Below are 24,049 nucleotides of genomic sequence, written 5' to 3' on the forward strand. Positions count from 1 at the left end.
TACTGCAGGGGGGACCCTGTGGGAGAGTAGGACGCCGCCGAACAATCATTGTGAAGAACCCCCATCCGGATTCCGGATGGGGGTTCTTCGCGTTTTCAGCGCGGTAGCGCCCGGGTAGTGGCGGGCGAGTTCGTCGAGCACACGCTCGTCAGCGGCCCTGACGTCCCGGCCAGCAGTTCAGCCAGCGTCACATAGTGGCTGCCCTGCCATGCCGGGAAGGTGATCCCTTCCATCCTTCCGCCTCGGCCGTGTACCTCGACAAGTGGATCCCCCCGGTGCGGCACCGCACCCTACGCCACCGGGCCCGCCGTGGGGCCGGGCTACTTCTCGGTGAACAGCAGGTCCTCGATGGGGCGGGTCATCCGCAGCGTGCTGCCGTTGGTGACCTCGACCACGTGCTGGAGGCCGACGGTCGGCGGCTTGGGCTGCTCGGGGAGGGTGAACTCGTCGGCGCCGCCGGCCAGGAAGGCGCGCGCGCAGCCCAGGTCGGGGCCGAAGAGCCGGATGTAGTCGACGAGGCGGCGGAAGAGCTTCGGGAGCATCACGAGGTCCTCGGTGATCGAGTCGAGGTTCTCGATCTTCGCGCCGGTGGTGGTTACGTCGTTCAGCCAGACGCTGCCGGGGGCCTGGGCCGTACGGGCCTGCTGGGCGGTGGCGGTGAGGTCGGCCCGCAGGTGGTCGGGCAGGCTTTGGTAGAAGGTGGGGTAGACCAGCCCGAGCGAGAGCAGGTGGTGGTTGACGGTGTCGTGCAGCATGTCGACGGTGACGTCCAGCCGGAAGCCGCTCCTCGCGGGCTTCGGGGGGTCTCCGACGCTCGGCGGGGCGCCGCGTCCGACCAGTGCCACGCAGCGGTGGAAGACGTCGGCGCCGCCGGTGAGGATGTAGCCGGGGACGGCGGCCGGCGTCGAGGCGGTCACCTTCTCCGTGTCGTCCTGCACGATGTCGGTGAAGCCCAGCCATTTCAGCAGTTCGTTGCGGGCGGCGTGGGCGCCGAGCCCGAGCGGCTGGTGCGCGAAGTCCGGCCCGACGCCCTTGTAGTGGGTCTCCAGGGCGTCGATCGCGTCCAGCCGCAACGAGGCACCGCCGTGCTCGTCGCGGTCGACCCGGTTGCGCCCGGGGACGTCGCACCAGAAGCCCGGGTCCTGCGGAAGGAAGTGGACGGTGTCGCCGTCGGGTCGGTCGTGGAGGACCTGGTACGAGCCGGTGATGAGGACCATGGACATGTCTGCCTCCCGGATCCGACCGGACACCACCACCGCGCCGGGGGCCGACGCACCATCCGTGTGCGAATGGTTCGGGTCTGGCGGGGCCTCGAGTGGCGGATTCGGCGGCAGTCGTCCGGGTCGCCCTTTCCTTCCACCATGCGCCCGTCCGGCCGCGGTGTCACCCCGGGCAGGGATGCTCACCCACGGTGATGATCGGGCCGTGGTCGCCGTGGTCGCCGTGGTCGCCGTGGATGCTGTGGGCGGGCGGGTGTGGGCGACTGCCGCGAATGCCCCTGCGGGCGGGCTGTCATGGCAGGTTTCGGACAAGGTGATCGGCGGAGTGGGGCTCTTGGAAGGTCCACTGATCTTCACCCTGCCACCCCGTAGGGCGGCATGCGGACCTGTCCCGGTTCGCCCATCCCGCCCGGCTTCCGGTCCACGACCTACTCGGCCGGGGGCTGCAGCGGCCTCGGCGCCTGGGTGCTCGCCCGCGCCTGACGGCCCGTCAGTTCGACGGCACCGACGGCCCGAAGGCCAGGGCAGCCCGAGCTCCGAGGGCCTGATGGGTCCGACGGCACGGCTTCCGTCCCCGCGTCCGGATCCGGGCGCGGGGCTGCCGGTCGTCGAGCTTCGTCTGACGGGCGGTCCGTCAGTGCAGCGTGTTGTAGGACCAGTTCGGGTCGCGTCCGGTGAGGTCCAGCAGCCGGTCCTGGGCGTCGGCCGCCGGGGCGTCGGCGAGCGGCGGGTCGAACATGCCGGTGGCGGCCAGGTTGCGGTAGCCCTGGAACTCGGTGAGCGCGTACGTCGCGGCGCCCGGCGGCATCCGGCCGCTCTCGCCCAGCGCGCGGGCCAGGTCCCAGCTGTGTACGACGGTCTCGGCGGTCAGCTCGCGGGCGTACCCGCCGGCGTCGCGCACCCCGTACGGCAGGTGGACCAGCAGGTCCGGCGCGCCCGGCTGGTGGAGCGCGCGTACCGCGGTGTCGGCGGCCATCGTCCATACCCCGACGGGGTTGCGGCCCAGCACGTCGCCGTGGAACCGGTGGCCGATCGCCTCCGGGGTGTAGCCGGCCACCGCCTGGCAGACCCAAAGGTGCTGTGCGGCAAGGTGGTTCACGAGCGTGTGGACGTCCCAGCCCCGGCACGGGGTGGGCGCCGTCCAGCCGTCTTCCGGAACGGCCCGCACGAGGCGGGTCACCTCCGCCACGGCAGCGATGTAATGGTCACGGACCTCGACGTGGAAACCGGGTGGGTGCGGACATTCCATCGGAGGGCCTCCCTCCTGTCCTGCTCACTCTCAGTAAACCGCCACCGGGAGTGACTTGCCAGGTTTACGGGGGGCCGACCGCCGTGGGTGCTCGCCCGGTGCCTCCCCGTCAGCGGCCGGCGGGCTCCTCCAGCACGGCCTGGGCCGCGTTGTGTCCCGGGATGCCGCTGACGCCGCCGCCGCGCACGGCTCCCGCGCCGCACAGCAGCACGTTCGGGCGGTCCGTCGCCACACCCCAGCGGGCAGCGGCACCGCCCTCCGCAGCCCGGGCATCCGCAGCCCCGGCGAGGTCCTCGTCCCGGCCGTCGTCCCGGCCGTCGTCCCGGCCCGGGAAGGACTCGTCCCGGAACGGGAAGGAGAGGTCGCGGTGGAAGATGTGGCCGCCCGGCAGACCGATCTCCCGCTCCAGCTCCGGCGGCGTCCTCGCCTCGACGCAGGGACGGCCGTCGGCGTCCGTGGCCAGGCAGTCGGCGATCGGCTCGGCCAGTACCGCGTCCAGCTGCGCCAGGCTCGCGGCCAGCGCCCGGTCCTTGGCCGCCGGATCGCCGAACAGTCGGGCGGGCATGTGCAGGCCGAAGAGGGTCAGCGTCTGCAGCCCCTGCCGGACGGCCTCCGGGCCGAGGATCGACCGGTCGGTGAGGGTGTGGCAGTAGATCTCGGACGGCGGTGCCGAGGGCATCCGGCCGGCCCGCGCCTCGGCGTACGCGGTCGCCAACTGCCGGTAACCCTCGGCGATGTGGAAGGTCCCCGCGAAGGCCTCGCGCGGGTCGGCGGCGGCGTCCCGCAGGCGCGGCAGCCGGCGCAGCACCATGTTGACCTTCAGCTGGGCGCCCTCCGGCGCCGGCCCCGGGTCGTCGCCCAGCAGCCGGGCCAGGACCGCGGGCGCGGCGTTCACCAGCACCCGGCGTGCCGCCACCGTCCCCTCGCCGTCCCGGTCCGGGGCCCGGTAGGACACCTCGGCGTGGCCGCGGCCGTCGCCGCCGCGGTCGGCGGCGATGGCGGTGACCTCGTGGCCGGTCCGGATCTCGGCCCCGGCCGCCAGCGCCGCCTCGGCCAGTGCGCCCGTCACCGCGCCCATCCCGCCGACCGGTACGTCCCAGTCGCCCGTGCCGTTGCCGATCACGTGGTACAGGAAGCAGCGGTTCTGCCGGAGCGAGGGGTCGTGGGCGTGGGTGAAGGTGCCGATCAGCGCGTCCGTCAGGACCACCCCGCGCACCAGGTCGTCCGCGAAGCTCCGCTCGACCGCCGCACCGAGCGGCTCCTCGAACAGGGACCGCCAGGCGTCCTCGTCCGCGACCCGCCGGCGCAGCTCCGCACGGGAGGGCAGCGGTTCGGTCAGCGTCGGGAACACCCGCTCGGCGACCTGCCCGGTCATCCCGTAGAAGCGCTGCCAGGCCTGCCACTCCCGGTCGCCGCCGGTCAGCGCCCGGAACGACTCCCGGGTCCGGCCGGGATCGCCCGCGTCCACCAGCAGACCGGTCGGCTTGCCGTCCCGCTCGACGGGCGTGTACGAGGCGATCCGGCGCCGCCGCAGCTCCAGCCGAAGCCCGAGGTCCCGCACGATCTTCCTCGGCAGCAGGCTCACCAGGTACGAGTAGCGAGACAGCCGCGCGTCCACCCCGGGGAACGCCCGCGCGGACACCGCCGCCCCGCCCACCCGGCCCAGCCGCTCCAGCACCAGCACCCGCTGCCCGGCCCGTGCCAGGTACGCCGCGGCCACCAGCCCGTTGTGCCCGCCGCCGACGATCACGACGTCGTACCGCGAGGACGCGTTCGTGTTCATCCGGCCACGCTACGCCACATCCCCGACGCGCGGAACAGCCGTGCACGGCCCGGCCGGGCCGTGCGTGGGGTGGTCGGCGAGGATGCGGAGGCAGGTCGCTCGAGCCGGGCGAGGGTCGCGAGGGGGAGGGGCCGGTGCTGCCGTCGGCCACCCGCAGGAGGGCCTGAAGGAACCCCTCGGCGTGGCCGATGCGGTCCCTGAGGAGGGGGCCGACGCCGGGACGCTCCGGGCGAGTAGAGCCCGGGCAGGCCGCTTCCGGTACCTTCGGCGGCACCGCCCTCTCCGTCGTCCTCGACCGTACGACGATCCGGACGGCGACCCGTACGGCGATCCGGACGGCGGTGATCCGCAGCCGGGCGGGGGCGGTACGGGCGCCGCTGTGCCGGGTGACCTCGGTGAGCGCCTCGGCGACCACGAAGGAGGCCGCGTCGGCGGCGGCCGTCCGGCTTCGATGTTCCGGTGACCGGTTCGGTGACCGGTTCGCGTGAAGGCCTTTCCCCGGGTGGCCGACGACCCCACAATGGGGCGGGCGGATCATGAGGGTGGGGGAGCCGGGGTGGAGTGGCTGCTGGGGATCGGCGGAGCGCTGTTGCTCGGCGTACTGACCAATCTGGTGTACGACTTCGCCAAGTACGGCGGATCCCGCATCGGTTCACGGCTGCCGGCGCCACGGGTCCGACGGATGAGCCTGTCGGAGGCGGCGCGGGCGCACGACGTCCGGGCGGACGGGCTGGCGCCGCTGATCACCTGGTCGGCGTCCCGGCCGCTGACGCCCGGCACCTTGGTGACCTCGTACGACGGGCGGGTGGTACGCCCGCACCTGCTGGACGGGGTCGGGTGGGCCGACGAGGTGGCGCGCCAGCGGGCCGCCGGGGCGGCGGGCCGTACGGCGTACGTCTCGCGGCTGACGGTCGATCACGGTGAGCACAGCGCCGCCCGGGTGTGCGAGGTGAGCATCGCGGAGAGCGACTACGCGGAGTGCATGGCCACCACCCGCCTGGGCCGGGAGGACCCGGAGGCGGGCCGGCTGCTGCACGAGGCGCTGGACGAAGGCCTGACGAGCTTCGTGGCCACCGCGCCGCCGACGATGATGAGTGCCTGCGTCGCGGTCCGGGACCGTGCGGGCCGACTGCTGCTGCTCCGTCGCTCACTGGCGGTCAGGACCTTCCCGGCGCAGTGGACGGTCGGGATCAACGAGACCATGAAGTACCGTGACGAGCCGGGGGCCGCCGAGGACTTCTACGCGCTGGTCCACCGGGCGCTGGAGGAGGAGTTGGGACTGCTGCCGGCCGACGTCGGGCCGACGGTGATCACCTGGCTGGGCTGGAGCGAGCCGGCCTCCTGCTACACGCTGGTCGCCACCGTCCGGGCCCGGCTCGACGCGGCCGAGATCGACCGCCGTCGCGAGGCCTGCCACAGCACGTTCGAACACGACATGGCGGTCTGGGTGCCGTTCACCCGCCGCTCGGTGTCCCAGCTGGTCGAGGGCGGCGTCTGCCCGGACGGCTCGCAGCGCTGGTCGTACCTGGCGCCGCTGGTGGCGTGGGAGGCCTGGCGGGCGGCGCAGCAGGAGCGGGTGTAGGGCGGAGGCATGAGGGTGTCTCATGGGCGCGTCACATGAGCGGTCCTGATGGTTATCGGGCATGAGCGGACCTCATGCCGTCGGATCATGAGAGTTGCTCATGAGAAGCGCCCATGAGAGGTGCTCATGACCCCGGGGCATGAGGGTTCCTCATGAGGTGTGCTCATGAGCGCACCTCATGAGCACACCTCACACGATCGCCGCCCCAGCCCTCACCTGACGGCGGGTTGCCAGTCCGCCGGCCCGCTCGCGGGGAGGTGGCCGGGCAGGCCCGGTGTCCAGCGTTTGGTGCCGTCCGGCAGGACGGCGAGCGCCTCGATGCCGGGCCGGCGGGCGGCCCAGGCGAGGGCGCGGTCCGGGCCCATGGCGAAGGCGGCGGTGGTCCAGGCGTCGGTGCGGGCGATGCCGGTGCCGGGGGAGCCGACCAGGGTGAGGGAGGCGAGGCCGGTGGCCGGTCGGCCGGTGTGCGGGTCGAGGATGTGCGCGCCGCGCTCGGCGGTGCCGGAGGTGGCCACGGCGAGGTCGCGGCCGGTCAGCACGGCGGCGAGCAGGTCGGGCTGCCGAGGGTCGGCGATGCCGATCCGCCACGGCCCGCCGCCGGTCTGCACGTCCCCGCCGCCGCTGACGCAGTACTGCCGGGCGCCGGAGGAGCGCAGCAGGGCGGCCGCCTCCTCGACCGCCCACCCCTTGACCCAGCCGCTGGGATCGAGCCGTCCGCCGGGCCGTTCGGTGAACCAGCCGTCGGTCTGCGCGGCGACCTCGCGGCAGGCGGCCAGGACGGCGGGAACGTCCGGATCGCAGTCGTCCAGGGCCAGTTCGCCCCGGTCCAGACGGCTGATGTCGCTGTCCGGCCGGTAGGTGGAGAACACCGCGTCGATCCGGTGCAGCCGCTCGGTGATCCGTTCCAGCACGGCGGCCGTCCCCGGGCCCGGGTCGCGGACGGTGATCGAGAAGACGGTGCCCATCACGGGCTCGGCGTGGCGGAGCACGGTGCCTCAGCCCTTCGCCCGGTCGAGGGCGCTCTGCAGCGAGCGGATGTAGCCGTCGCTGGTGTAGGTCGCGCCGCTGACGACATCGATCCGGGCGCTCTGCGCGGAGATCGCCTCCTGGTTGAGCACGGGCAGGGCGGAGGTGTTGATCTCGCGGTCGCGACGCTCGGCGGTGGGGTACTTGACCACGTCGACGGCGGATATCCGGCTGCCGGTGAGGGTGACCTGGACCTGCACCGGGCCGTAGCGGGTGTTGACGGTGTCGCCGCTGACCTTCCGGGTGGTGCCGGCGGCAGCGGACGGGGCTGCGGAGGCGGACGGCGCGGGCGCGTTGGTCGGCTCGGACACGTCGGAACCGGTGGCGGTGCCCGATCCCGAGCCGATCACCGGGGCCGGGCCGGCCGCCTCGTGCGGTTTGAGGGAGAGCAGCAGCACCACCCCGGCGGCGGTGGCGGCGCTGGTGACGACGGCTCGGCGCATGGAATCGACGCTCCTCGGGGGTCGGGAAGGCTCGGCAGCAGGGCTCGGCAGAGCAGGGATCGGCAGGGATCAGCCGGGCTCAGCAGGGTGGCAGGGATCAGCCGCGCTCGGTAGGAGACGGCCGGGCTCGGTCGGACGCGGCCGGACGCGGACGGGCTCAGAGGGAAAAGCTCTCGTGGTGGATGTGTCGTGGCGGGACGCCCGCCGCCCGCAGCGCGCGGACGGCCTCCTCGGTCAGCGCTTCCGGGCCGCACAGGTAGATGTCGCACTCGGCGAGGTCCGGGACGAGCCGGGCGAGGGCGGTGCCGAGGTCGCCGACCTGCTGCCGCGACCCGAGCAGCTCGTGCACGGTCGCGCCGCGCCGCCGGGCGACGTCGGCGAGCTCTGCCCGGAACAGCACGTCCTCCGGCCGCCGGGCCCGCTGGACCAGCGTCAGCTCGCCCGGCAGTGTCTCGAACAGGGCGCGCAGCGGGGTGATCCCGACGCCCGCCCCGAGCAGCAGCACCCGGCGCCGGCGCAGCCGCCGCCCGGTGAACGCGCCGTACGGGCCTTCGGCGCGCACCTTGGTGCCCGGGCGCAGGGCGGCGACCGCGGCGCTGTGCCCGCCGAGGTCCTTGACCGTGAAGCGCAGGAACCGCGGGTGCGGCGGCGCGGACAGCGAGTACGGGTTGGCGGCCCAGCGCAGGCCGGGTGCCTGGAACTGGAGGCGGAAGAACTGGCCCGGCTCGGCGCCGAGTTCGTCCAGCCGCTGCCCGGTCAGGAACAGGGACACCACGCCGGGCCCCTCCGGCCGTACCTCCGCGACCCGAAGCCCGTGCCGCCGGTCGAGCAGCCACGGCCGGGCCAGCCGGTACCAGCCGAGCAGCGCCGCCGTGCCGAAGTACAGCGCGTACCAGGCGGCCCGGCCGGGGCCGCCGCCCAGGTCGGCACCGGTGGCCAGCTGGTGGGAGAAGGCGAGTGCGACCGCCAGGTACGTCGCCAGATGCAGGTAGTACCAGGCCTCGTACGACAGGCGGCGGCGCGCGGCGCGAGCGGAGACCGCGCCGGTGCCGAGCAGCAGCAGCGTGCCGAGGCTCGCCTTGATCATCTCCGGGTAGTGGAGGACGACCTCCACGCCCTCGCCGATCAGGCCGCGCCCGTCGGTCAGCGCGTAGCCCCAGACGACCGTCAGCACGTGCACCGAGACGGCGGCCACCAACCAGCGCCCGCCGAACGCGTGCCAGCGTGCCAGCCGGTCCGCGCCGACCCCGCGTTCCAGCGGCGGCAGCCGCGCCATCAGCAGGAGCAGCACCGGCGCGGCGTACCCCGCGAGCAGTCCGGTGATCCGCCCGGCGCCGGTCAGCCAGCCCGCCGCGCCGACGACCGCCGGGGTGCTCGCCCACCACAGCGCGAGCACGCCGAGCGCGCCGACGGCGATCAGGCCGAGCGCCACGGCCGGTTCCAGGGCGAACGGCGGACGCGGGGCGGCCCGGTGCCCCCGGCCGGCGGGCGTCGGTCGCGGCGCGCGCCGGGGGTCGGGCCGCGACTGCGGTGCGGCGGCAGTGCTCATCGGGATCCTCCTCAGCGCCCGGCGGTGAGTGCCGCCGAGGCCGACCACGATCGCACCGCAAGCTCTGAGCCGCCTCTGAACGGGCCGGCCTCCCGCGCCCCAGCGAGGGCGCATCCGCCCAGGTCAGGGCGAATGTGTGGGCCCACGAACGGCTCTCCGGGGTCTCAGGGCTTTCTCATCGCGGCGGTGCAGGATGAACGCCGCCCAGTACGAGCCCGAGGGAGCAGCATGGACGACACCACCGACCGCCCGGAGTGGCGCGTCCTGGTCGTCGACGACGAGCCGGACCTGGTCGAGGTGGTCTGCGGCGCCGTCCGCTACGAGGGCTGGCAGGCGCGCGGCGCGACCACCGGGCTGGCCGCCGTCGAGGCCGCCGCGGCCTGGCGCCCGCACGCCGTGGTGCTCGACGTGATGCTGCCCGACCTCGACGGCCTGGCGGTGCTGCGGCGCGTCCACGCCGAGCAGCCCGAGGTGCGGGTGCTCTTCCTCACCGCCCGGGACGCCGTCGAGGAGCGGATCGCCGGCATCGCGGCGGGCGGCGACGACTACGTGACCAAGCCGTTCAGCCTGGCCGAGGTGGTCGTCCGGCTGCGCGGACTGCTGCGCCGGGCCGCCCCGCCCGCCGCGTCGCAACGGCCGCCCGCGCACGCGCTGGTGCTCGGCGACCTCGTTCTGGACGACCGGGCCCGCGAGGTGACCCGCGGCGGCGAGACCGTCGAGCTCAGCCCGACCGAGTACGCGCTGCTCGCCCACCTGATGCGCCACCCCCGTCAGGTGCTCAGCAAGGCCCAGATCCTGGACGCGGTCTGGTCGTACGACTTCGGCGGGCAGGCGCACATCGTCGAGCTGTACATCAGCTACCTGCGGAAGAAGGTGGACGCGGGCCGGAATCCGATGATCCACACGGTGCGGGGCGCGGGGTACCTGATCAAGGCCGCGACATGAGCCCGCGCAGCCCTCGCAACCCGTTCAGCCGGCGCAGCCGCCCGATCAGCCCTCGCGGCCCGCGAGGCCCACGCGTCCGCCGTGTCCGGCCCGTTCCCCGGACCCTGCGCGCCCGCCTGATCGCCGGCCTGCTGGTGCTGCTCGTCGTCACCTGCGCCGCCGTCGGCTTCGCCACCGCCGCCGCGCTGCGCCACTTCCTGGTCGACCGCCTCGACCAGCAGCTCGCCGAGGCCGGTGGGCGCTACGCCGCCAGCCTGGAGCACACCGGGCAGGGCGGCGGACCCGACACCCGGGCGCAGACCCCGGGCACCCTCGGCGTACGGCTGCTCGGCGGGCGGGTCACCGCGGCGGGCGTGGTCGACGGCGACGCCGACGACACGGACGGCCCCGACGACGAGGACGACCGGATCGCCTTCACCCCCGTCCAGCAGCGGGCGCTGGCCGCCCTGCCGGTCGGCGGCCCGGCCCGCACGCTCGACCTCGGCGGGGCACAGGGCCACTACCGGGTCCGCGCGGTCGCCGGGCGGGACGGCGACGTGCTGGTCAGTGGCCTGCCGCTGCGTCCGGCCGAGGAGACCGTCCGGCGGCTGGAGACCCTGGAACTGACGGTCTTCGCGATCGCCGTCGCGGCCGCCGGTACGGCCGGGGCGCTCTGGGTCGGCTGGTCGTTGCGCCCGCTGCGGCGGGTGGTGGGCATGGCCGAGCGGGTCAGCGCGATGCCGCTCGCCAGCGGCGAGGTCCTGCTGGCCGAACGCGTGCCGGACGACGACCCGCGCACGGAGGTCGGCCGGGTCGGCTCGGCGCTCAACCGGATGCTCGGCCACGTCGGGGACGCCCTCGCCCGCCGCCACGCCGTGGAGGAACGGCTGCGGGCCTTCGCCGCCGACGCCAGTCACGAGCTGCGCACCCCGGTCGCGACCGTGCGCGGCCACGCCGAACTGGCACTGCGCCACCCCGGGGCGGTGCCGGCGCCGGTCCGGCACTCGCTGGAGCGGATCGACGCCGAGGCGGTGCGGATGGGGGCGATCGTCGAGGACCTGCTGCTGCTCGCCCGCCTGGACGCCGGCCGTCCACTGGCCGAGGCGGAGGCGGACCTGACCCGGATCGCCCTCAACGCCGTGGCCGACGCCCGCGCCGCCGGACCGGACCACCGTTGGCGCCTCGCCCTCCCCGAGGACCCTGTGGTGGTCCGCGGAGACGAGCACCGGCTGAGTCAGGTGGCGGCCAACCTGCTGGCCAACGCCCGGACCCACACCCCGCCCGGCACCGGCATCGAGCTGCGGATCGAACGCGAACGAGACGGCAGTCAGGTCGAGTTGAGCGTGACGGACGACGGCCCGGGCATCGCGCCGGAGCTGCTGGACCGGGTCTTCGAGCGCTTCGTCCGGGGCGACCGCGCCCGCTCGCGGGCCACCGGCTCGACCGGGCTCGGGCTGGCGATCGTCCGGGCCGTGGTCCGGGCGCACGGCGGCACGGTGGACGCGGCCAGCCGGCCGGGCCGTACGGTGTTCACCGTCCGGTTGCCGCACTGCTCGCCGGAGCAGGCGCCGTGACGACATCCGACGTGGCCGTGACGGCCGTCGTCGCGGCGGTGCCGGTCGCCGTGCCGGTGGCGCCGGTACGGAAACGCAGGCGGTAGTCGGTCGGCGTGGTGCCGAGGCGGCGGCGGAAGGCGCGCACCAGGGTGTCGGTGGTGCCGAACCCGCAGGCGGTGGCGATGCGCTCCAAGGTGGCGTCGCCCGACTCCAGCTGGTGGCGGGCGAGTTCGACCCGGGCCGACTCGATGTACGCGCTCGGCGTGGTGCCCAGCTCCGTCTTGAAGATCCGGGTCAACTGCCGTTCGCTGACGTGGGCGTGGGCGGCGAGATCCGGGACGGTGAGCCGCCCGGACAGGTTGCGCAGGATGTGGTGGCGCAGCTCCTCGATCCGGCGGGTGGTCGACACCGGCTCCAGCGGGACGCTGAACTGGCTCTGGCCGCTGGGGCGCTTGAGGTACATCACCAGCTGGCGGGCGACCCGCAGCGCCAGCTCCTCGCCGAAGTCCTCGGCAACCAGGGCGAGCGAGAGGTCGAGGCAGGCACTGATGCCGGCGCCGGTCCAGACCTCGCCCTCGCGGATGAAGATCGGGTCGGCGTCCACCTCGATCTCCGGGTACTCGTCGGCGAGTTGGTCGGCCGTGGACCAGTGCGTGGTGGCCCGCCGGCCGTTCAGCAGCCCGGCGGCGGCGAGCAGGTGCGCGCCGACGCAGACGCTGGCCACCCGGCGCGAGCGGGCGGCCAGCATCCGCACCCGCTGGACCACCGCCGGGTCGGTGACCGCGCGGACCCGGCTCCGCTCGTCCACCTCGACCGATCCGGGCACCAGCAGGGTGTCGATCCCGCCCTGTGCGGCTCGGTCGAAGGTGAGGTCGGGCAGGATCCGCACGCCCGCGGCGGTGGTGACCGGCGCCATGGTCTCGGCGGCCAGGACGACCCGGTAGCCGACTGCGTCCCCGGTCTCCCGCCGGACCAGCGAGAACACCTCCGGCGGGCCGGTCACGTCGAGTAGGTCGACGCCCTCGAACAGGACGATGACGATCAGCCGCCGGACGGCTCCGGTGTCGGTCCCGGACTCTGCGCCATGGGTCTCGGTCTCGGTCTCGGCGAGCATGGGCGTTCCCCCTCGATGTCGGAATCTGCATGTTAGATGGCATTGCCGACATGCGAATGCCGCCCGTAGCGTTTTCCAGGCAGGGCGCACCACGCGTGACCTGCCGAAACCCGACTCCCTTCCGACAACGAAAGGCGGCACCGCTGTGCCCACGACCACCCTGCGCGCCCTCAACGGACTCGACGAGAAGCCGGCCTCGCTCGCCGACGCGACCGTGATCATGGTCGACTACCAGAACACCTACGTGCGCGGCGTGATGGAGCTGGCGGGCTGGCAGCAGGCACTCGACGCCGCCGCCGACCTGCTCGCCCGGGCCCGGGCGGCCGGCGCCACCGTCATCCACGTGATCAACGACGGCGGCGAGGGCACCCCGTACGACATCAGGGCCGAGATCGGGCAGATCCACCCGAGCGTGGCGCCCGCCGAGGGCGAGCGCGTGGTCGTCAAGCAGGTCCCGGACGCCTTCGTCGGCACCGACCTGGGCGAGCTGGTCGACGCGGCCGGCCACCAGGACGTCGTCGTCGCCGGATTCATGACCCACATGTGCGTCACCTTCACCACGGCCGGTGCCTTCCTGCGCGGCAACCGCCCGACCGTCGTCGCCGCCGCCGGCGCGACCCGGCCGCTGCAGTCGGCGGGCACCGAGCTGACCGCCGCCCAGGTCCACCGCGGTGCGCTGGCGACGATCGGGGACCTGTACGGGGTGGTGGTGGAGTCCCCGGCCGACCTGGGCTGAGCGACGGCCGACCCGACAGGCGACCGACGGGCTGCGGGCGAGGTCCGGGGGCGGCGTGGACGGCGGGGGCGGCGCGAGGGACCGCCCCCGCCGCCCGCCCCCGTCACCCGCCCGTCGCCCCCTTCCGCCACCGATCGACGCCCGCCTCGTTGACCAGACGGTGCACGGTGCACGGCGCACGGTGTCGGTCGGACGGCGGGGTACGGGCATGACGGAGAGCCAGGCGGTCACGGGCCCGCCCGAACTGCAGGAGTCGTACCGGGCCTGCGCGGCCGAGGTGGGCCGCGCCCTCCCGGCGATGCGGGCCGCCACCGAGGCACTGCCGAGCGGACTGCGGCCCTACGTCCACGCGGTGAGCGCCTTCGGCTGCCGCTCCGACCGGATCGCCGACGAGGGCCGACCGGCGGAGCGCGGGCGCCGCTTCGCGCACTGGCGGACCTCCACCCTGGCCGAGCTGGCGTCCGGCCGCAGCGCACATCCGCTGCGCCGGGCGTTCGTCGACACGGTGCGGCGGTGGGAGCTCGACCGGTCGCTGATCGAGGAGTTCCTGGCAGCCATGCAGGCCGACAGCACCTCCCCGCCCGCCATCGAGACCTTCGCGGACCAGCGGCGCCACATCCGGCGCATCGCGGGGACGATGACCGAACTCTGGGCCCCGCTGCTCGGCGCCCGGGGCCCGCGGGCGGCGGGTGCGCTCTCCGCCCTCGGCGAGGCCTGCCAGCTGGCGGACCACGTGCAGGACCTGCCCGCCGACCTCGCGCAGGGCCGCTGCTACCTGCCGCGCGCGGACCTGCGGCGCCTCGGGCTGGACCCCGCCGATCTCGTGCGCGCCGAGCGGAGCCCAGCCCTGGACGAACTGACGGAGGCCCAGCGATCGCACTGGCACACCGTGCTGGAGGAGGCCGTCCCCGCCACCTGGCTGGTGGCGCCCGAGTGCCGGCCGTTCCTGCACACCCTGCTCCTGGGTGCCCAACTTCAGTACGACGAACTGACGTTGATGCGCTCGCGGGCCCTGGCCGAGGGCCTGGCGCCGTTGACCACGGACGGCGCCACACCCCACCGCCGCGTGGCCCGCCCTCCGGAGAACGACGGCGTCCCCGCCCACGTCGCCGTGATCATGGACGGCAACCGGCGCTGGGCCGAGGCCCGCGGACTGCCCGCCCGGCAGGGCCACCACGCCGGCCGGCGGGCCGCGCTGCGCCTGGTCAACGCGGCGCTGCGGCTGGGCATCCGGCACCTGAGCGTCTACGCGTTCTCGACCGAGAACTGGGGCCGCCCACCCGAGGAACTGACCGCGCTGTTCGACTCCCTGGCGGACGGCCTCGCCCGGAGCACGAAGGGCCTGCACGCGCTCGGCGTCCGGATCCGCTGGTGCGGCCGGCGCGACCGGATCGACGGGTCGCTGGCCTCCTCGATCGCACTGGTGGAGAACCTGACCTCGAACAACGACGCCCTGACCCTGACGATCTGCGCCGACTACGGAGGCCGGGAGGAACTCGTTACCGTCGCACAGGCGTTGGCCGCCGAGGCGGCCGCCGGGGCGATCCGCCCGGAGGCCATCGGCCAGGCGGACCTCGCCCGGCACCTGTACGTCCCGGAGCTGCCGGACGTCGACCTGCTGATCCGCACCTCCGGCGAGCAGCGGATCAGCAACTTCCTGCCGTGGCAGCTCGCCTATGCCGAGCTGCTCTTCGACCCGACGCCCTGGCCGGACTTCGACCTCGCCCGGCTGCGTGACGCCGTCCGGGCCTACGCGGGCCGCGAACGCCGCTTCGGCGGCGCCGGCCTGCCCGCCCAGGCCGGGACCGGCCGGCCCCTCACGTCCGCGCGGGGGGAGGGGTGTACACCCCCTCGGCCGTGACGTACGCCAACACCGTGTCCACGGTGATCGGATGCGGGCCGCAGCTCGTCGTCAGCGCGTCCAGCACCTCCTGGGTGGCGCGCAGCGGCACCTCGCTGAGCCGGACCTTCATCGGATGCCCGGCCGGCACCGGGTCCGCCGCCAACTTCCCCTCCGCCAGCCCGCAGCGGAACGCCGACCGGTGCCCCATGTCCGCCCCGCCGACCTCGCAGCGGCCGGAGGCCAGGCCGTCCTCGATCGCACCGGCCAGGTTCACCACCCGGAAGGTGCCCTCGGAGGTACGGAGGGTCACCCCGCCGTCCAACTCGCCGTCGCCGTGGGCCTTCGGCAGGTTCGCCGGGGAGGGGTCGCCCTCGGCCGAGCGCACCGGGAGCCGGACCGCGGTGCCCCGGTCATCCCGGACCAGCCGCGCCGGGGCGATGGCCTCCACCACCGCCTGGTAGCGGTCGAGTTGGGCCTGTGCCTCGGCCGTCCAGCGCACCTCCACCCAGCCCTCGGAGACCGTGCCCAGCTGCCCGGTCTGCTCAGCCCGCCCGGTCCGCCCGGTCCGGCCGGCTGGGCCGACCCGTGCGCCCCGTCCGGTGCCGCCGCCGTCGTCGGCATCGGCCGCCGTGGCCGTGAACTGCCCCAGCAGCGGGGCGGCCAGCGCCGCGCCCAGCACCGCCCGTCGCGTCGTGCTCATCGCCCGTACCCGTCCTTCCCGGGCCGCTCGGCACGGCCCCGGAGGGATCATCCGTTCACGGACGAGTCCTGTGGTCGGCCCTGAGGCCCAAACCACCCGCCTGGGGGGAGCGGGGAGCGGACCCGGGTCGCTCGCATTGGGGTGGGAGCCCCGGGTCCGCTCCCGTGGGGGTGGCCGGTCCGGCACCCGGCCACCCCGGGAGGGGAGGCGGTTCAGGAGCCGATCCTGGCCGGGGGAGCGGGTGGCGGGCAAACGATTCGGTTCTCGCCGAACGGTCTTGCGGCGGTGTCGGTCCCGGGGCACGATCGCGTTTGTGCTGCGAATCTTCTTCGGTAGGGACGACCTGGCCCGGATCCGGGTCGCGGAGCGTCCGGACATGTCGATGGAGCTGTCCCTCAGCGTGCACGCCCTGGTGAGCGGAGTGCGCGACCCGCGTTTCCAGGGCTGGCGGGACCACCTGCGGGCCTCCTGGAACCCGCGCACCGCGTTGCTCTTCGACCTCTACACCGCTACGGCGATCCCGGAGTTCCTCACCGTCCGGCGCGACCCGGGGGCCACCGAGAGCGCCACCGCCCAGGCGCCCGAGGCGCCGCTGCGCGAGCACCTGCGTTCGGTGGGCGGGGAAAGGGAGTTGAGCGCCTTCGCCCGCGGGGTCGCGGACGGCGACCGCCGGGCCAGGAAGCTGCTCGGCAACGTCACCGCCGACTACCAGACCTTCGCGATCGACCCCTACCGGCGGCAGATCGAGACCATCGTCACCACCGAGCACTGGCGGCGCCGCCGGATCACCGAGCCGGACCAGGTGCTCGGATCCCTGCACCCGGCGGTGTCCTGGCGTCGCCCGGTGCTCAGCTTCCCGCTGTCCAACCGGTGCCGGCACGACGTGTGGCTGGACGGCCGCGGACTGCTGCTCCAGCCGTGCGTTTTCGGCCCCCGCCGCCCCGTCATCGCCCGCTTCGAGGACCCGGAGCAGCAGCCGGTGCTCCTCTACCCGGCCCGGATCGGCGGACCATTGCGCGCCGAGGCCGAAACGCCCACCCCCAGCCGCACCCTGACCGCCCTGCTCGGCCAGACCCGGGCCGCCGCCCTGGAGGCGATCGCCACCCACGGGCCGTGCTCCACCAAGGAGTTGGCCGCCCACCTGGACATCTCCACCGCCTCCGCCAGCGAGCACGCCACCGTCCTCGCCGAGTCCGGCCTCACGGTCAAGGACCGCACCGGCCGCACCGTCACCCACCGTCCCACCCCGCTCGGCGAGGCCCTCCTGGCCGGCCGCCTCCCGTCCCGGGTCACCGGACCCGAAGCCGCCTGACCCGAAGCCGCCTGACCCGAAGCCGCCTGACCCGAAGCCGCCTGACCCGAAGCCGCCTGACCCGCCGCGCGCCGCGTCTCGCGCGCCCTCGCGGCGCACCGCCGCCGCCTCGTCGAGCCCCCGGGCACGCGCTCCCGCAGCGCGGGCCCGGTTCGGTTCCGGCTCACCCGACCCCGCGTTGAACGCGTTCAAAGTCGTACGCCATCATGAGGGTGCGCCGCACCTCCCGCACAGCCCTTCCCTGTGCTGCCCTGTCCCGCGTCCCGTCCCGCCTGACTCTGCCGCCGAACGGCGGATCGCCGGCCCGGTCACCGTCCTCGCCTTCCGAAAGCCCGCACCATGACCGAACTCCTTACCCTCGAAGCCCAGTTGCGTCTGGTGGGCGCCGCCCTCCTCGCCGTCGGCCTGGTCCACGCCGTGCTGCCCCGCGCCATCGGCTGGCCCGCCGACCTGCGAGGCACCACCCTGCTGACCCGTCAGGTCTCCTACGCCCACCTCTTCTTCATCGGTCTGAGCTGTGCACTCCTCGGTCTGCTCCCGCTCTGCCTGGCGCCCGACCTCCTCGCCGGCAGCCGCCTCGGCACCGCCCTGCTGGCAGGCCAGACCCTGTTCTGGGGCCTGCGCTGGCTCTTCGAGTTCGCCGTCTTCTCCCCGAAACTGTGGCGCGGCAACCCCTTCCGCACCGCCGCCCACCTCACCCTCTCCGTCCTCTGGACCTGGGTCACGGCGGTCTTCGCCACCGCCCTCTGGCACGTGGCCTAGGGGCTGCCCCCGCCCCCGGGGCAGTGCGCCGCCGCCGACACCCGGTGGTGGCCGCCCAGGCGCACCCCGCCGGGTCCGGCTCGGCGAGGACGGCGCCGGTGCGCCTCACCGCCGGCCCGCCGCGGCTGAAGAGTCACGCCGGGCGGCCGGTGTGCGGTCGCCCCAAGGTGTCAGGGCTGACGTCTCGGGTGCGGGCGGCGGCTGCGTCCGGCGGGGCGGCCGTTGCTGGGTCAGGCGTTCGCCGGGAGGGCCGGGGTGCGGCGGGGCTGGCGAGGGAGGGGGAGGGTGAGGGCCTCGGCGGAGGTGGGTGGGAGGGCGAGGGCGGAGGCGGTCTCGGCGGGGAGGGGGCGGAGGCCGAGGAGGGCGGTGGCGAGGCCGGTGGTGGCGCGGTGCCAGTCGGGGATGCGCTGGAGCATGGCGTGGCCGCTGCCGGCGACGGTGTAGCCGCAGACGCGGGCGCCGGCGGCGCGGCTGCGGGCGGCGAAGGCGCGGGTGTCGGCGGGCAGGGTGACCGTGTCGCGGTCGCCGTGCAGCATCAGCACATCCCGGTCGGCGAGTTGTTCGCACGGGTCCTCGGCGGGGCACCACGGGGCGAGCGCGACGAGGCCGGTGACGGACGGGTGGCCGCCGGCCTGCAGTGCGGCGCGTCCGCCCATCGAGTGGCCGATCAGGACGGTGGGGACCGGGCCCAGCAGTGCGGACAGTTCGTCGAGCGCGGCGAGCGCGTCCCGGGCGGCGTCGGCGCGTTCGCCGTTCCAGCCGCGGTGCCGGTAGCGGACGGTCGCGACGGCCACCTCGGAGCCCGCGGTCGCCCTGGCCAGCGCGCGCAGGAAGCCGTGCATCCGCAGCAGCGGGAGGTTGAGGCGGCCGGGCCGGGCGAGGTTGTGCTCCTCGCCGCCGTGCAGCACCAGGACCGCGGCCCGTGCCCGCTCCGGGCGGATCCGCCAGTGCAGCGCCCGGTGCCCCACCGCGCTGTCCGCCGCCGTACCGCTCACTGCCGCACCGTCCCGTCCGTCCCGCCCCGTCACCCGTCCCCCGGACCGCCACTGTACGCGTGCGGACCGCCGGACCCGTCACCCGAGGGAACCATCCCGGACATCGGGGGCCTCCGCGCCCGGGAGGCCCCGGACCGGGCGGGTCTCAGACCTCCAGGAGGCCCTGTTCCCGCACCAGCCAGCAGATCGCGGTGAGCCGCAGCACGGCGTAGTCGTAGCCGACCGGCTCCCGCCAGCCGATCTCGGTGAGCGCGTCCAGGAAGCCCAGCGCGTAGTCCGACAGTTCCGCACGGTCCAGCGGCCGGGGCGCGAGTTCCGACCCCTGCGCGTACAACAGCTCGCGCAGCATCGCGGCGTGCTGGTCGACCGCCGCGACGAAGCCGGGTTCGAAGGCGAACTCGGCCAGCCGCGGCGTGAAGGCCGTCACGATGCCGGGCAGCGGGCAGCCGGCCGGCTCGTCGGGGGAACGCCGGGAGTAGTCGTCGGGGGTCGCGAACATCCGTCCACGGTAGGGGAGGCCGGGGGCGGGCGCGGACGGCCGTGACGGTTCCGTGCTGAGACCTTGGCCACCCGTGCGGACGACCGGTACGTTCCGTGGTCTGGCCGGTTCCCTGTGCTCACGGACCGGGTGGTCTGTACCAGAATGGCCCGTATGGATCTTCGCATCTTCACCGAACCCCAGCAGGGCGCGAGCTACGACACCCTCCTGAAGGTGGCCCGCACCGCCGAGGAGCTCGGCGCCTTCAGCGCCTTCTTCCGTTCCGACCACTACCTGAAGATGGGCGACGTCGACGGCCTGCCCGGCCCCACCGACGCCTGGATCACCCTGGCCGGCCTCGCCCGTGACACCCGCACCATCCGCCTCGGCACCCTGATGACCGCCGCCACCTTCCGGCTGCCGGGCGTCACCGCGATCCAGGTGGCCCAGGTCGACGCGATGAGCGGCGGCCGGGTCGAGTTCGGCCTCGGCGCCGGCTGGTACGAGGCCGAGCACAGCGCGTACGGCATCCCGTTCCCGAAGGAGAAGTTCGGGCGGCTGGAGGAGCAGCTGGCGATCATCACCGGGCTGTGGAACACCAAGCTCGGGGACACCTTCGACTTCGCCGGCGAGTACTACACGCTGACCGACTCGCCCGCGCTCCCCAAGCCCGCCCAGGACCGCATCCCGGTGCTGGTCGGCGGTCTCGGCCCGAAGCGCACCCCGGCGCTGGCCGCCCGCTTCGCCGACGAGTTCAACCTGCCGTTCGCGTCCGTCGACGACTCCGCCGCCCAGTTCGGCCGGGTCCGCGCCGCCGTCGAAGGGGCCGGGCGCTCGGCCGGCGACCTGGTCTACTCCAACGCCCTGGTCGCCTGCGTCGGCCGGGACGACGCCGAGGTGGCCCGCCGCGCCGCCGCCATCGGCCGCGAGGTCGACGAGCTGAAGGCCAACGGCCTGGCCGGCACCCCGGACGAGGTGGTGGAGAGGATCGGCCGGTACGCGGCCGTCGGCAGCGAGCGCATCTACCTGCAGATCCTCGACCTGGACGACCTCGACCACCTGGAGCTGATCGCCTCCCGGATCGCCCCGCAACTCGGCTGACGATCGCGAGCCTCCGGATCCGGTACGCCCCGGACGGGAGCATCCGGATCCGGGCGGGCGCGGACGGGAGCAGTCGGATCCGGTGGGCCCCCGGGCGGGAGCGGCCGGCCTCGATCGCGAGCATCCGGATCCGGTCGGGCGCGGTCGGCTCCGATCGGCTCCGGACGGGGGCGGTCCGTGTCGGAAAGGTCCGGAAACGGGCCCGGTCCTGCAACGGGACCGGGCCCCGCAAGGGCCGTCCGTACCCGCTCCGACCTCCGCCCTTTACTCGTTCTTGGGAATGCGCCATGCTCCTGAGGAGGGAACGGCGGGGGGAGATCCGGTGAGCGGGACGAGAACGGCGCGGGCGACGGTGCCGGAGCTGCAGCCGCCGCGTACCGCCGGGGAGCGCGTCGTCCTGCCCCCGCCGCACGATCCGCCCGCCCTGCACGAGCTGCGCGGACGCGGTCCGGCGGCCCTGCGCTACCCCGCCGGGGACCTGCTGGTCGTGACCGGTCTGCCCGGCAGCGGCAAGAGCACCCTGATGCGCCGCTGCGTCCGTGCCCCGCTGATCGACTCCCAGCTGGTCCGCGAGGAGTACGCGGCCCGACTGCCCGGCCGCCTCCCGTACGCCCTCTACCGCCCGCTCGCCCGGCTCGCGCACTACCGCCGGCTGCGCCGCGCAGTCCTGGACGGCGGCGCGCTCGCGGTGCACGACTGCGGCACGCTGCCCTGGGTGCGGGGCTGGCTCGCCCGCACCGCCGCCCGCCAGGGCCGCCGGGTGCACCTGCTGCTGCTCGACGTCGACCCGACCGAGGCGCTGGACGGGCAGCTGCGGCGCGGGCGCGGCGTCTCGCGCTACGCCTTCGTCCGGCACCGCTCCGGTGTCGAGCGGCTGCGGCGGCGGATCCTCGGGGCCGGTCGGCTGCCGGCCGGCTGTGCGTCGGCCGTGGTACTCGACCGGACCGCCGCGCGCGCCCTGCGGGAGATCGACTTCACGGCGTCGTAGTCTCGGCGAGTCCGCGCCGGGCCTCGCGGCCGGCGGGTCCGGCCGGAGCGCGCCGGGCGCGGCCGAGACCCCGTCAACTCCCCCCGTCAGGAGCGCAGATGCGCCGTACTGTCCGGGTGCGCTCGCGTGCCCCCCGCCTGCTTCCCTGCGCCGCCGTGCTGGTCGCCACCGCCGGCCTGAGCCAGTTCGCGGCACCGGTGCCGCAGCGCGCGGCCGCCGTCGCCCCGACGACCGTCTGCGACGACGCCGCCCTCGCGGGCGCCGCCCGCGCGGATGAGGGCGTCGAGCATGCGGGCGTCGCGGATGCGGGCATCGGCGCGGCCGCGCGGAAACCGGCCGGCAGTCGGCCGGGGAAGGACCCGAACGCCGTCAGCGCCGCCCAGGCCCGGGCGATGCAGGCCGACCTCGAGGGCCGGCTCGCCGGGCTCGGCACCGCCCGCACCCAGGTCGGTGCCCCGACCACCGTGCCGGTCTTTGTCCACGTGATCCACGCCGGTGCCGCCGGGAACCTGGACGAGGGCGCCGTCGCCGCCCAGATCGACCACCTCAACGCCACCTACGGCGGGCAGGGCGAGGGCAACGCCGCCACCCCGTTCCACTTCGAGCTGGCCGGCACCGACCGGACCGACAACGCCTCCTGGTACACGGGCATGACGCCCGGTTCGAACGCCGAGCGGGCGATGAAGACCGCCCTGCGCAAGGGCGACCAGGGCACCCTCAATCTCTACACCGCCCGGCTCGGCCAGTCCCTGCTCGGCTGGTCGACCTTCCCGAACGCGTACCGGTCGAACCCGACCGACGACGGCGTGGTCGTGCTCGACGCCTCGCTGCCCGGCGGCTCCGCCACCCACTACGACGAGGGCAACACCGCCACGCACGAGATCGGCCACTGGCTCGGCCTCCTCCATACCTTCCAGGGCGGCTGCCTGGCCCCGGGCGACTACGTGGACGACACCCCGGCCGAGCGCACCGCCGCCTTCGGGTGCCCCGAGGGCCTCGACACCTGTCCCACCGCGGGGCTCGACCCGATCCACAACTACATGGACTACAGCTACGACTCCTGCATGAGCCGGTTCACCCCCGGACAGGTCCAGCGGATGGCGAACTCATGGGCTGCGTACCGCAGTTGAACCAGCCGTAGCCGTAGCCGTAGCCGTAGCCGTCGGGGGCTGCCCCGCCGCACCGTGTCGGGCCCGCACAGGATTCGCATGCGACACACCGCCGTCGGCGTGGCGAATATCGGCCGTATGTCCGATTTGATCTATGTTCGTACGGTCGGGACCGGTCAGGAGCAACCGAAGGAGCAAGCCATGAGTGCCAGTCCCCGGATCATCGTCGGTGTGGACGGCTCGCCCGCCTCGGAGCAGGCGCTGCAGTGGGCGATCCACTACGCCGAGGCCGTCGGCGGGAGGGTCGAAGCGATCGCGGCCTGGGAGTACCCCGCCTTCTACGGCTGGGCCGGACAGAGCGGAGCGATCGCCGCGGCCTACAACCCCGAGGAACTCGCCGGCAAGACCCTCTCCGAGACCGTCACCAAGGTCGTCGGCGCCGCCCCGGCCGTGCAGATCAGCGAGAGTGTGATGCCCGGCAACGCCGCCCGGGTCCTGCTGGACGCCGCCGAGGGCGCGGCGCTGGTCGTCGTCGGCAGCCGCGGCCTCGGCGGGTTCTCCGGCCTGCTGCTCGGCTCGGTCAGCCGCCACCTCACCGAGCACGCGCCGTGCCCGGTCGTCGTCGTCCGCGAGCACCACACCGCATAGGAGTAGTGCGACGGGGGACGGTGACCCGCCGGGTCGCCGCGCGGACGAGAATGGAGACATGCCAGAAGGTGACTCCGTCTACCGCGAGGCGGCCCGGCTGCACGAGGCCCTCGCCGGACAACTGCTGACCAGCGCCGACCTGCGGGTGCCCGCCCACGCCACCGCCGACCTCGCCGGCCGCCGGGTGCTGGAGGTCGCCCCGCGCGGCAAGCACCTGCTCACCCGCCTCGAAGGCGGCCTGACCCTGCACACCCACCTGCGGATGGAGGGCCGCTGGGAGGTCTACCGCCCCGGCGAGCAGTGGAGCGGCGGCCCGGCCTGGCAGATCCGCGCCGTCCTCGGCACCGAGCAGGGCACCGCCGTCGGCTACCGGCTGCCCGTCGTCGAACTGCTGCGCACCGCCGACGAACGTCGGATCGTCGGCCACCTCGGCCCGGACCTGCTCGGCCCCGACTGGGATCCGGTCGAGGCTGTCCGCCGCCTCCTCGCCCACCCGAGCCGCCCGGTCATCGAGGCCCTGCTCGACCAGCGCAACCTGGCCGGGATCGGCAACGTCTACGCCAACGAGCTGTGCTTCGTGGCCGGCGTGACACCGTGGACCGAGGTCGGCGAACTCCCGCACCCCGACCGGCTGGTGGAGCGCGCCCGGCAGATGCTGGAGGCCAACAAGCTGCGCCCCGGCCACATCACCACCGGCGACACCAGGCCCGGCTACCAGCACTGGGTCTACGGCCGGGCCGGGCGGCCCTGCCCACGCTGCGTCACCCCCGTGGTGAGCGGGCGTCAGGGCGCGCCCCCGCGGGACCGCGCGGTGTTCTGGTGCCCGTACTGCCAGCGCGGCCCCGCCCCGGTGGACGCCCGCTCCGGCCGGGGGAGGGCGCCGGGGCGCTGAGGCGGGCCGGAGCCCGGTTGCGTCCCTCTGTCCGGGGCC

General features: G+C 74.7%; 22 protein-coding genes. 12 read left to right on the forward strand and 10 right to left on the reverse strand.

The genetic code is table 11. The features are described 5' to 3' along the window. Positions 1-320: 320 nt before the first annotated feature. The 3 genes from ABTY56_RS29330 to ABTY56_RS29340 all read right to left on the reverse strand — a co-directional run bounded on the left by ABTY56_RS29330 (position 321) and on the right by ABTY56_RS29340 (position 4,252). The gene (locus ABTY56_RS29330; protein WP_350632305.1) at positions 321-1,223 is read right to left on the reverse strand and encodes a nuclease; all 903 of its coding nucleotides are present in this window, start codon (positions 1,221-1,223) and stop codon (positions 321-323) included. 631 nt (positions 1,224-1,854) lie between these two features. Next, the gene (locus tag ABTY56_RS29335) at positions 1,855-2,409 is read right to left on the reverse strand and encodes a TIGR03086 family metal-binding protein (protein ID WP_350632307.1); all 555 of its coding nucleotides are present in this window, start codon (positions 2,407-2,409) and stop codon (positions 1,855-1,857) included. Positions 2,410-2,578: 169 nt separating this feature from the next. Next, complete coding sequence (locus ABTY56_RS29340) at positions 2,579-4,252, reverse strand: phytoene desaturase family protein (RefSeq protein ID WP_350632309.1); 1,674 nt, start codon at positions 4,250-4,252, stop codon at positions 2,579-2,581. Between the two features lie 556 nt (positions 4,253-4,808). On the opposite strand from ABTY56_RS29340, the gene ABTY56_RS29345 reads away from it, so the two are divergent. Next, positions 4,809-5,834 carry an NUDIX domain-containing protein gene (locus ABTY56_RS29345; protein WP_350632311.1) on the forward strand — a complete coding sequence of 342 codons (1,026 nt, stop codon included), beginning with the start codon at positions 4,809-4,811 and terminating at the stop codon, positions 5,832-5,834. Between the two features lie 212 nt (positions 5,835-6,046). Here ABTY56_RS29345 and ABTY56_RS29350 read toward each other — a convergent pair whose 3' ends face one another. The 3 genes from ABTY56_RS29350 to ABTY56_RS29360 all read right to left on the reverse strand — a co-directional run bounded on the left by ABTY56_RS29350 (position 6,047) and on the right by ABTY56_RS29360 (position 8,852). After that, positions 6,047-6,799, reverse strand: a complete 753-nt coding sequence (locus ABTY56_RS29350; protein WP_350632402.1) for an FAD:protein FMN transferase — start codon at positions 6,797-6,799, stop codon at positions 6,047-6,049. 30 nt (positions 6,800-6,829) lie between these two features. Beyond that, entirely contained in the window at positions 6,830-7,303 is a 474-nt protein-coding gene (locus ABTY56_RS29355) for an FMN-binding protein (RefSeq protein WP_350632313.1), read from the reverse strand. A 157-nt stretch (positions 7,304-7,460) separates the two neighbouring features. Beyond that, positions 7,461-8,852 (reverse strand): ferredoxin reductase family protein, encoded by a 1,392-nt coding sequence (locus tag ABTY56_RS29360; protein WP_350632315.1) that lies wholly within the window; start codon positions 8,850-8,852, stop codon positions 7,461-7,463. Between the two features lie 228 nt (positions 8,853-9,080). Here ABTY56_RS29360 and ABTY56_RS29365 point away from each other — a divergent pair, with 228 nt between their 5' ends. Both ABTY56_RS29365 and ABTY56_RS29370 read left to right on the forward strand, forming a co-directional pair. Beyond that, positions 9,081-9,797: a response regulator transcription factor gene (locus ABTY56_RS29365; protein WP_350632317.1), complete on the forward strand. Its 717-nt coding sequence runs from the start codon at positions 9,081-9,083 to the stop codon at positions 9,795-9,797. Further along, complete coding sequence (locus ABTY56_RS29370) at positions 9,794-11,350, forward strand: sensor histidine kinase (RefSeq protein WP_350632318.1); 1,557 nt, start codon at positions 9,794-9,796, stop codon at positions 11,348-11,350. Before ABTY56_RS29365 ends, ABTY56_RS29370 begins: the two co-directional genes overlap by 4 nt. Here ABTY56_RS29370 and ABTY56_RS29375 read toward each other — a convergent pair. Further along, positions 11,307-12,446 carry a GlxA family transcriptional regulator gene (locus ABTY56_RS29375; protein ID WP_350632320.1) on the reverse strand — a complete coding sequence of 380 codons (1,140 nt, stop codon included), beginning with the start codon at positions 12,444-12,446 and terminating at the stop codon, positions 11,307-11,309. The genes ABTY56_RS29370 and ABTY56_RS29375 overlap by 44 nt on opposite strands. A 145-nt stretch (positions 12,447-12,591) precedes the next feature. Between ABTY56_RS29375 and ABTY56_RS29380 the strand changes: the two genes are divergently transcribed. Then, positions 12,592-13,182, forward strand: coding sequence for an isochorismatase family protein (locus ABTY56_RS29380; protein ID WP_350632322.1), 591 nt, complete (start codon positions 12,592-12,594; stop codon positions 13,180-13,182). A 208-nt stretch (positions 13,183-13,390) separates the two neighbouring features. Next, positions 13,391-15,043, forward strand: coding sequence for a polyprenyl diphosphate synthase (gene uppS / locus ABTY56_RS29385; RefSeq protein WP_350632324.1), 1,653 nt, complete (start codon positions 13,391-13,393; stop codon positions 15,041-15,043). Here uppS and ABTY56_RS29390 read toward each other — a convergent pair. Continuing rightward, positions 15,000-15,725: a hypothetical protein gene (locus ABTY56_RS29390; RefSeq protein ID WP_350632326.1), complete on the reverse strand. Its 726-nt coding sequence runs from the start codon at positions 15,723-15,725 to the stop codon at positions 15,000-15,002. The genes uppS and ABTY56_RS29390 overlap by 44 nt on opposite strands. A 313-nt stretch (positions 15,726-16,038) precedes the next feature. On the opposite strand from ABTY56_RS29390, the gene ABTY56_RS29395 reads away from it, so the two are divergent. After that, a complete protein-coding gene (locus tag ABTY56_RS29395; RefSeq protein WP_350632327.1) occupies positions 16,039-17,037 on the forward strand; it encodes an ArsR/SmtB family transcription factor in 999 nt (332 codons plus the stop codon). Between the two features lie 339 nt (positions 17,038-17,376). After that, on the forward strand, positions 17,377-17,799 hold the full coding sequence (locus ABTY56_RS29400; RefSeq protein ID WP_350632329.1) for a hypothetical protein: 423 nt from the start codon (positions 17,377-17,379) through the stop codon (positions 17,797-17,799). A 230-nt stretch (positions 17,800-18,029) separates the two neighbouring features. On the opposite strand, the gene ABTY56_RS29405 is transcribed toward ABTY56_RS29400, so the two are convergent. Both ABTY56_RS29405 and ABTY56_RS29410 read right to left on the reverse strand, forming a co-directional pair. After that, positions 18,030-18,794, reverse strand: coding sequence for an alpha/beta hydrolase (locus tag ABTY56_RS29405; protein ID WP_350632331.1), 765 nt, complete (start codon positions 18,792-18,794; stop codon positions 18,030-18,032). A gap of 145 nt (positions 18,795-18,939) precedes the next feature. Next, the gene (locus ABTY56_RS29410) at positions 18,940-19,293 is read right to left on the reverse strand and encodes a DUF6401 family natural product biosynthesis protein (protein ID WP_350632333.1); all 354 of its coding nucleotides are present in this window, start codon (positions 19,291-19,293) and stop codon (positions 18,940-18,942) included. 153 nt (positions 19,294-19,446) lie between these two features. On the opposite strand from ABTY56_RS29410, the gene ABTY56_RS29415 reads away from it, so the two are divergent. The 5 genes from ABTY56_RS29415 (at position 19,447) to ABTY56_RS29435 (ending at position 24,010) form a co-directional block, all read left to right on the forward strand. Beyond that, the gene (locus ABTY56_RS29415) at positions 19,447-20,373 is read left to right on the forward strand and encodes an LLM class F420-dependent oxidoreductase (protein ID WP_350632335.1); all 927 of its coding nucleotides are present in this window, start codon (positions 19,447-19,449) and stop codon (positions 20,371-20,373) included. A 280-nt stretch (positions 20,374-20,653) separates the two neighbouring features. Beyond that, the gene (locus ABTY56_RS29420; RefSeq protein WP_502893210.1) at positions 20,654-21,361 is read left to right on the forward strand and encodes an AAA family ATPase; all 708 of its coding nucleotides are present in this window, start codon (positions 20,654-20,656) and stop codon (positions 21,359-21,361) included. A gap of 98 nt (positions 21,362-21,459) precedes the next feature. After that, positions 21,460-22,491 (forward strand): zinc metalloprotease, encoded by a 1,032-nt coding sequence (locus ABTY56_RS29425; RefSeq protein ID WP_350632339.1) that lies wholly within the window; start codon positions 21,460-21,462, stop codon positions 22,489-22,491. Positions 22,492-22,671: 180 nt separating this feature from the next. After that, positions 22,672-23,118 carry a universal stress protein gene (locus ABTY56_RS29430; protein WP_350632340.1) on the forward strand — a complete coding sequence of 149 codons (447 nt, stop codon included), beginning with the start codon at positions 22,672-22,674 and terminating at the stop codon, positions 23,116-23,118. A 58-nt stretch (positions 23,119-23,176) separates the two neighbouring features. Continuing rightward, positions 23,177-24,010, forward strand: coding sequence for a DNA-formamidopyrimidine glycosylase family protein (locus ABTY56_RS29435; RefSeq protein WP_350632342.1), 834 nt, complete (start codon positions 23,177-23,179; stop codon positions 24,008-24,010). Positions 24,011-24,049: the final 39 nt, after the last annotated feature.

It is taken from the genome of Kitasatospora sp. NPDC097691, assembly GCF_040302665.1.
Taxonomy (GTDB): Bacteria; Actinomycetota; Actinomycetes; order Streptomycetales; family Streptomycetaceae; genus Kitasatospora.

What these genes read in the sequence shown, in the direction of transcription:
- ABTY56_RS29330 (WP_350632305.1), bottom strand. Translation starts at nt 1,223, where the DNA reads ATGTCCATGGTCCTCATCACCGGCTCGTACCAGGTCCTCCACGACCGA.
- ABTY56_RS29340 (WP_350632309.1), bottom strand. Translation starts at nt 4,252, where the DNA reads ATGAACACGAACGCGTCCTCGCGGTACGACGTCGTGATCGTCGGCGGC.
- ABTY56_RS29350 (WP_350632402.1), bottom strand. Translation starts at nt 6,799, where the DNA reads ATGGGCACCGTCTTCTCGATCACCGTCCGCGACCCGGGCCCGGGGACG.
- ABTY56_RS29355 (WP_350632313.1), bottom strand. Translation starts at nt 7,303, where the DNA reads ATGCGCCGAGCCGTCGTCACCAGCGCCGCCACCGCCGCCGGGGTGGTG.
- ABTY56_RS29360 (WP_350632315.1), bottom strand. Translation starts at nt 8,852, where the DNA reads ATGAGCACTGCCGCCGCACCGCAGTCGCGGCCCGACCCCCGGCGCGCG.
- ABTY56_RS29365 (WP_350632317.1), top strand. Translation starts at nt 9,081, where the DNA reads ATGGACGACACCACCGACCGCCCGGAGTGGCGCGTCCTGGTCGTCGAC.
- ABTY56_RS29370 (WP_350632318.1), top strand. Translation starts at nt 9,794, where the DNA reads ATGAGCCCGCGCAGCCCTCGCAACCCGTTCAGCCGGCGCAGCCGCCCG.
- ABTY56_RS29375 (WP_350632320.1), bottom strand. Translation starts at nt 12,446, where the DNA reads ATGCTCGCCGAGACCGAGACCGAGACCCATGGCGCAGAGTCCGGGACC.
- uppS (WP_350632324.1), top strand. Translation starts at nt 13,391, where the DNA reads ATGACGGAGAGCCAGGCGGTCACGGGCCCGCCCGAACTGCAGGAGTCG.
- ABTY56_RS29390 (WP_350632326.1), bottom strand. Translation starts at nt 15,725, where the DNA reads ATGAGCACGACGCGACGGGCGGTGCTGGGCGCGGCGCTGGCCGCCCCG.
- ABTY56_RS29400 (WP_350632329.1), top strand. Translation starts at nt 17,377, where the DNA reads ATGACCGAACTCCTTACCCTCGAAGCCCAGTTGCGTCTGGTGGGCGCC.
- ABTY56_RS29410 (WP_350632333.1), bottom strand. Translation starts at nt 19,293, where the DNA reads ATGTTCGCGACCCCCGACGACTACTCCCGGCGTTCCCCCGACGAGCCG.
- ABTY56_RS29415 (WP_350632335.1), top strand. Translation starts at nt 19,447, where the DNA reads ATGGATCTTCGCATCTTCACCGAACCCCAGCAGGGCGCGAGCTACGAC.
- ABTY56_RS29420 (WP_502893210.1), top strand. Translation starts at nt 20,654, where the DNA reads ATGCGCCATGCTCCTGAGGAGGGAACGGCGGGGGGAGATCCGGTGAGC.
- ABTY56_RS29425 (WP_350632339.1), top strand. Translation starts at nt 21,460, where the DNA reads ATGCGCCGTACTGTCCGGGTGCGCTCGCGTGCCCCCCGCCTGCTTCCC.
- ABTY56_RS29430 (WP_350632340.1), top strand. Translation starts at nt 22,672, where the DNA reads ATGAGTGCCAGTCCCCGGATCATCGTCGGTGTGGACGGCTCGCCCGCC.
- ABTY56_RS29435 (WP_350632342.1), top strand. Translation starts at nt 23,177, where the DNA reads ATGCCAGAAGGTGACTCCGTCTACCGCGAGGCGGCCCGGCTGCACGAG.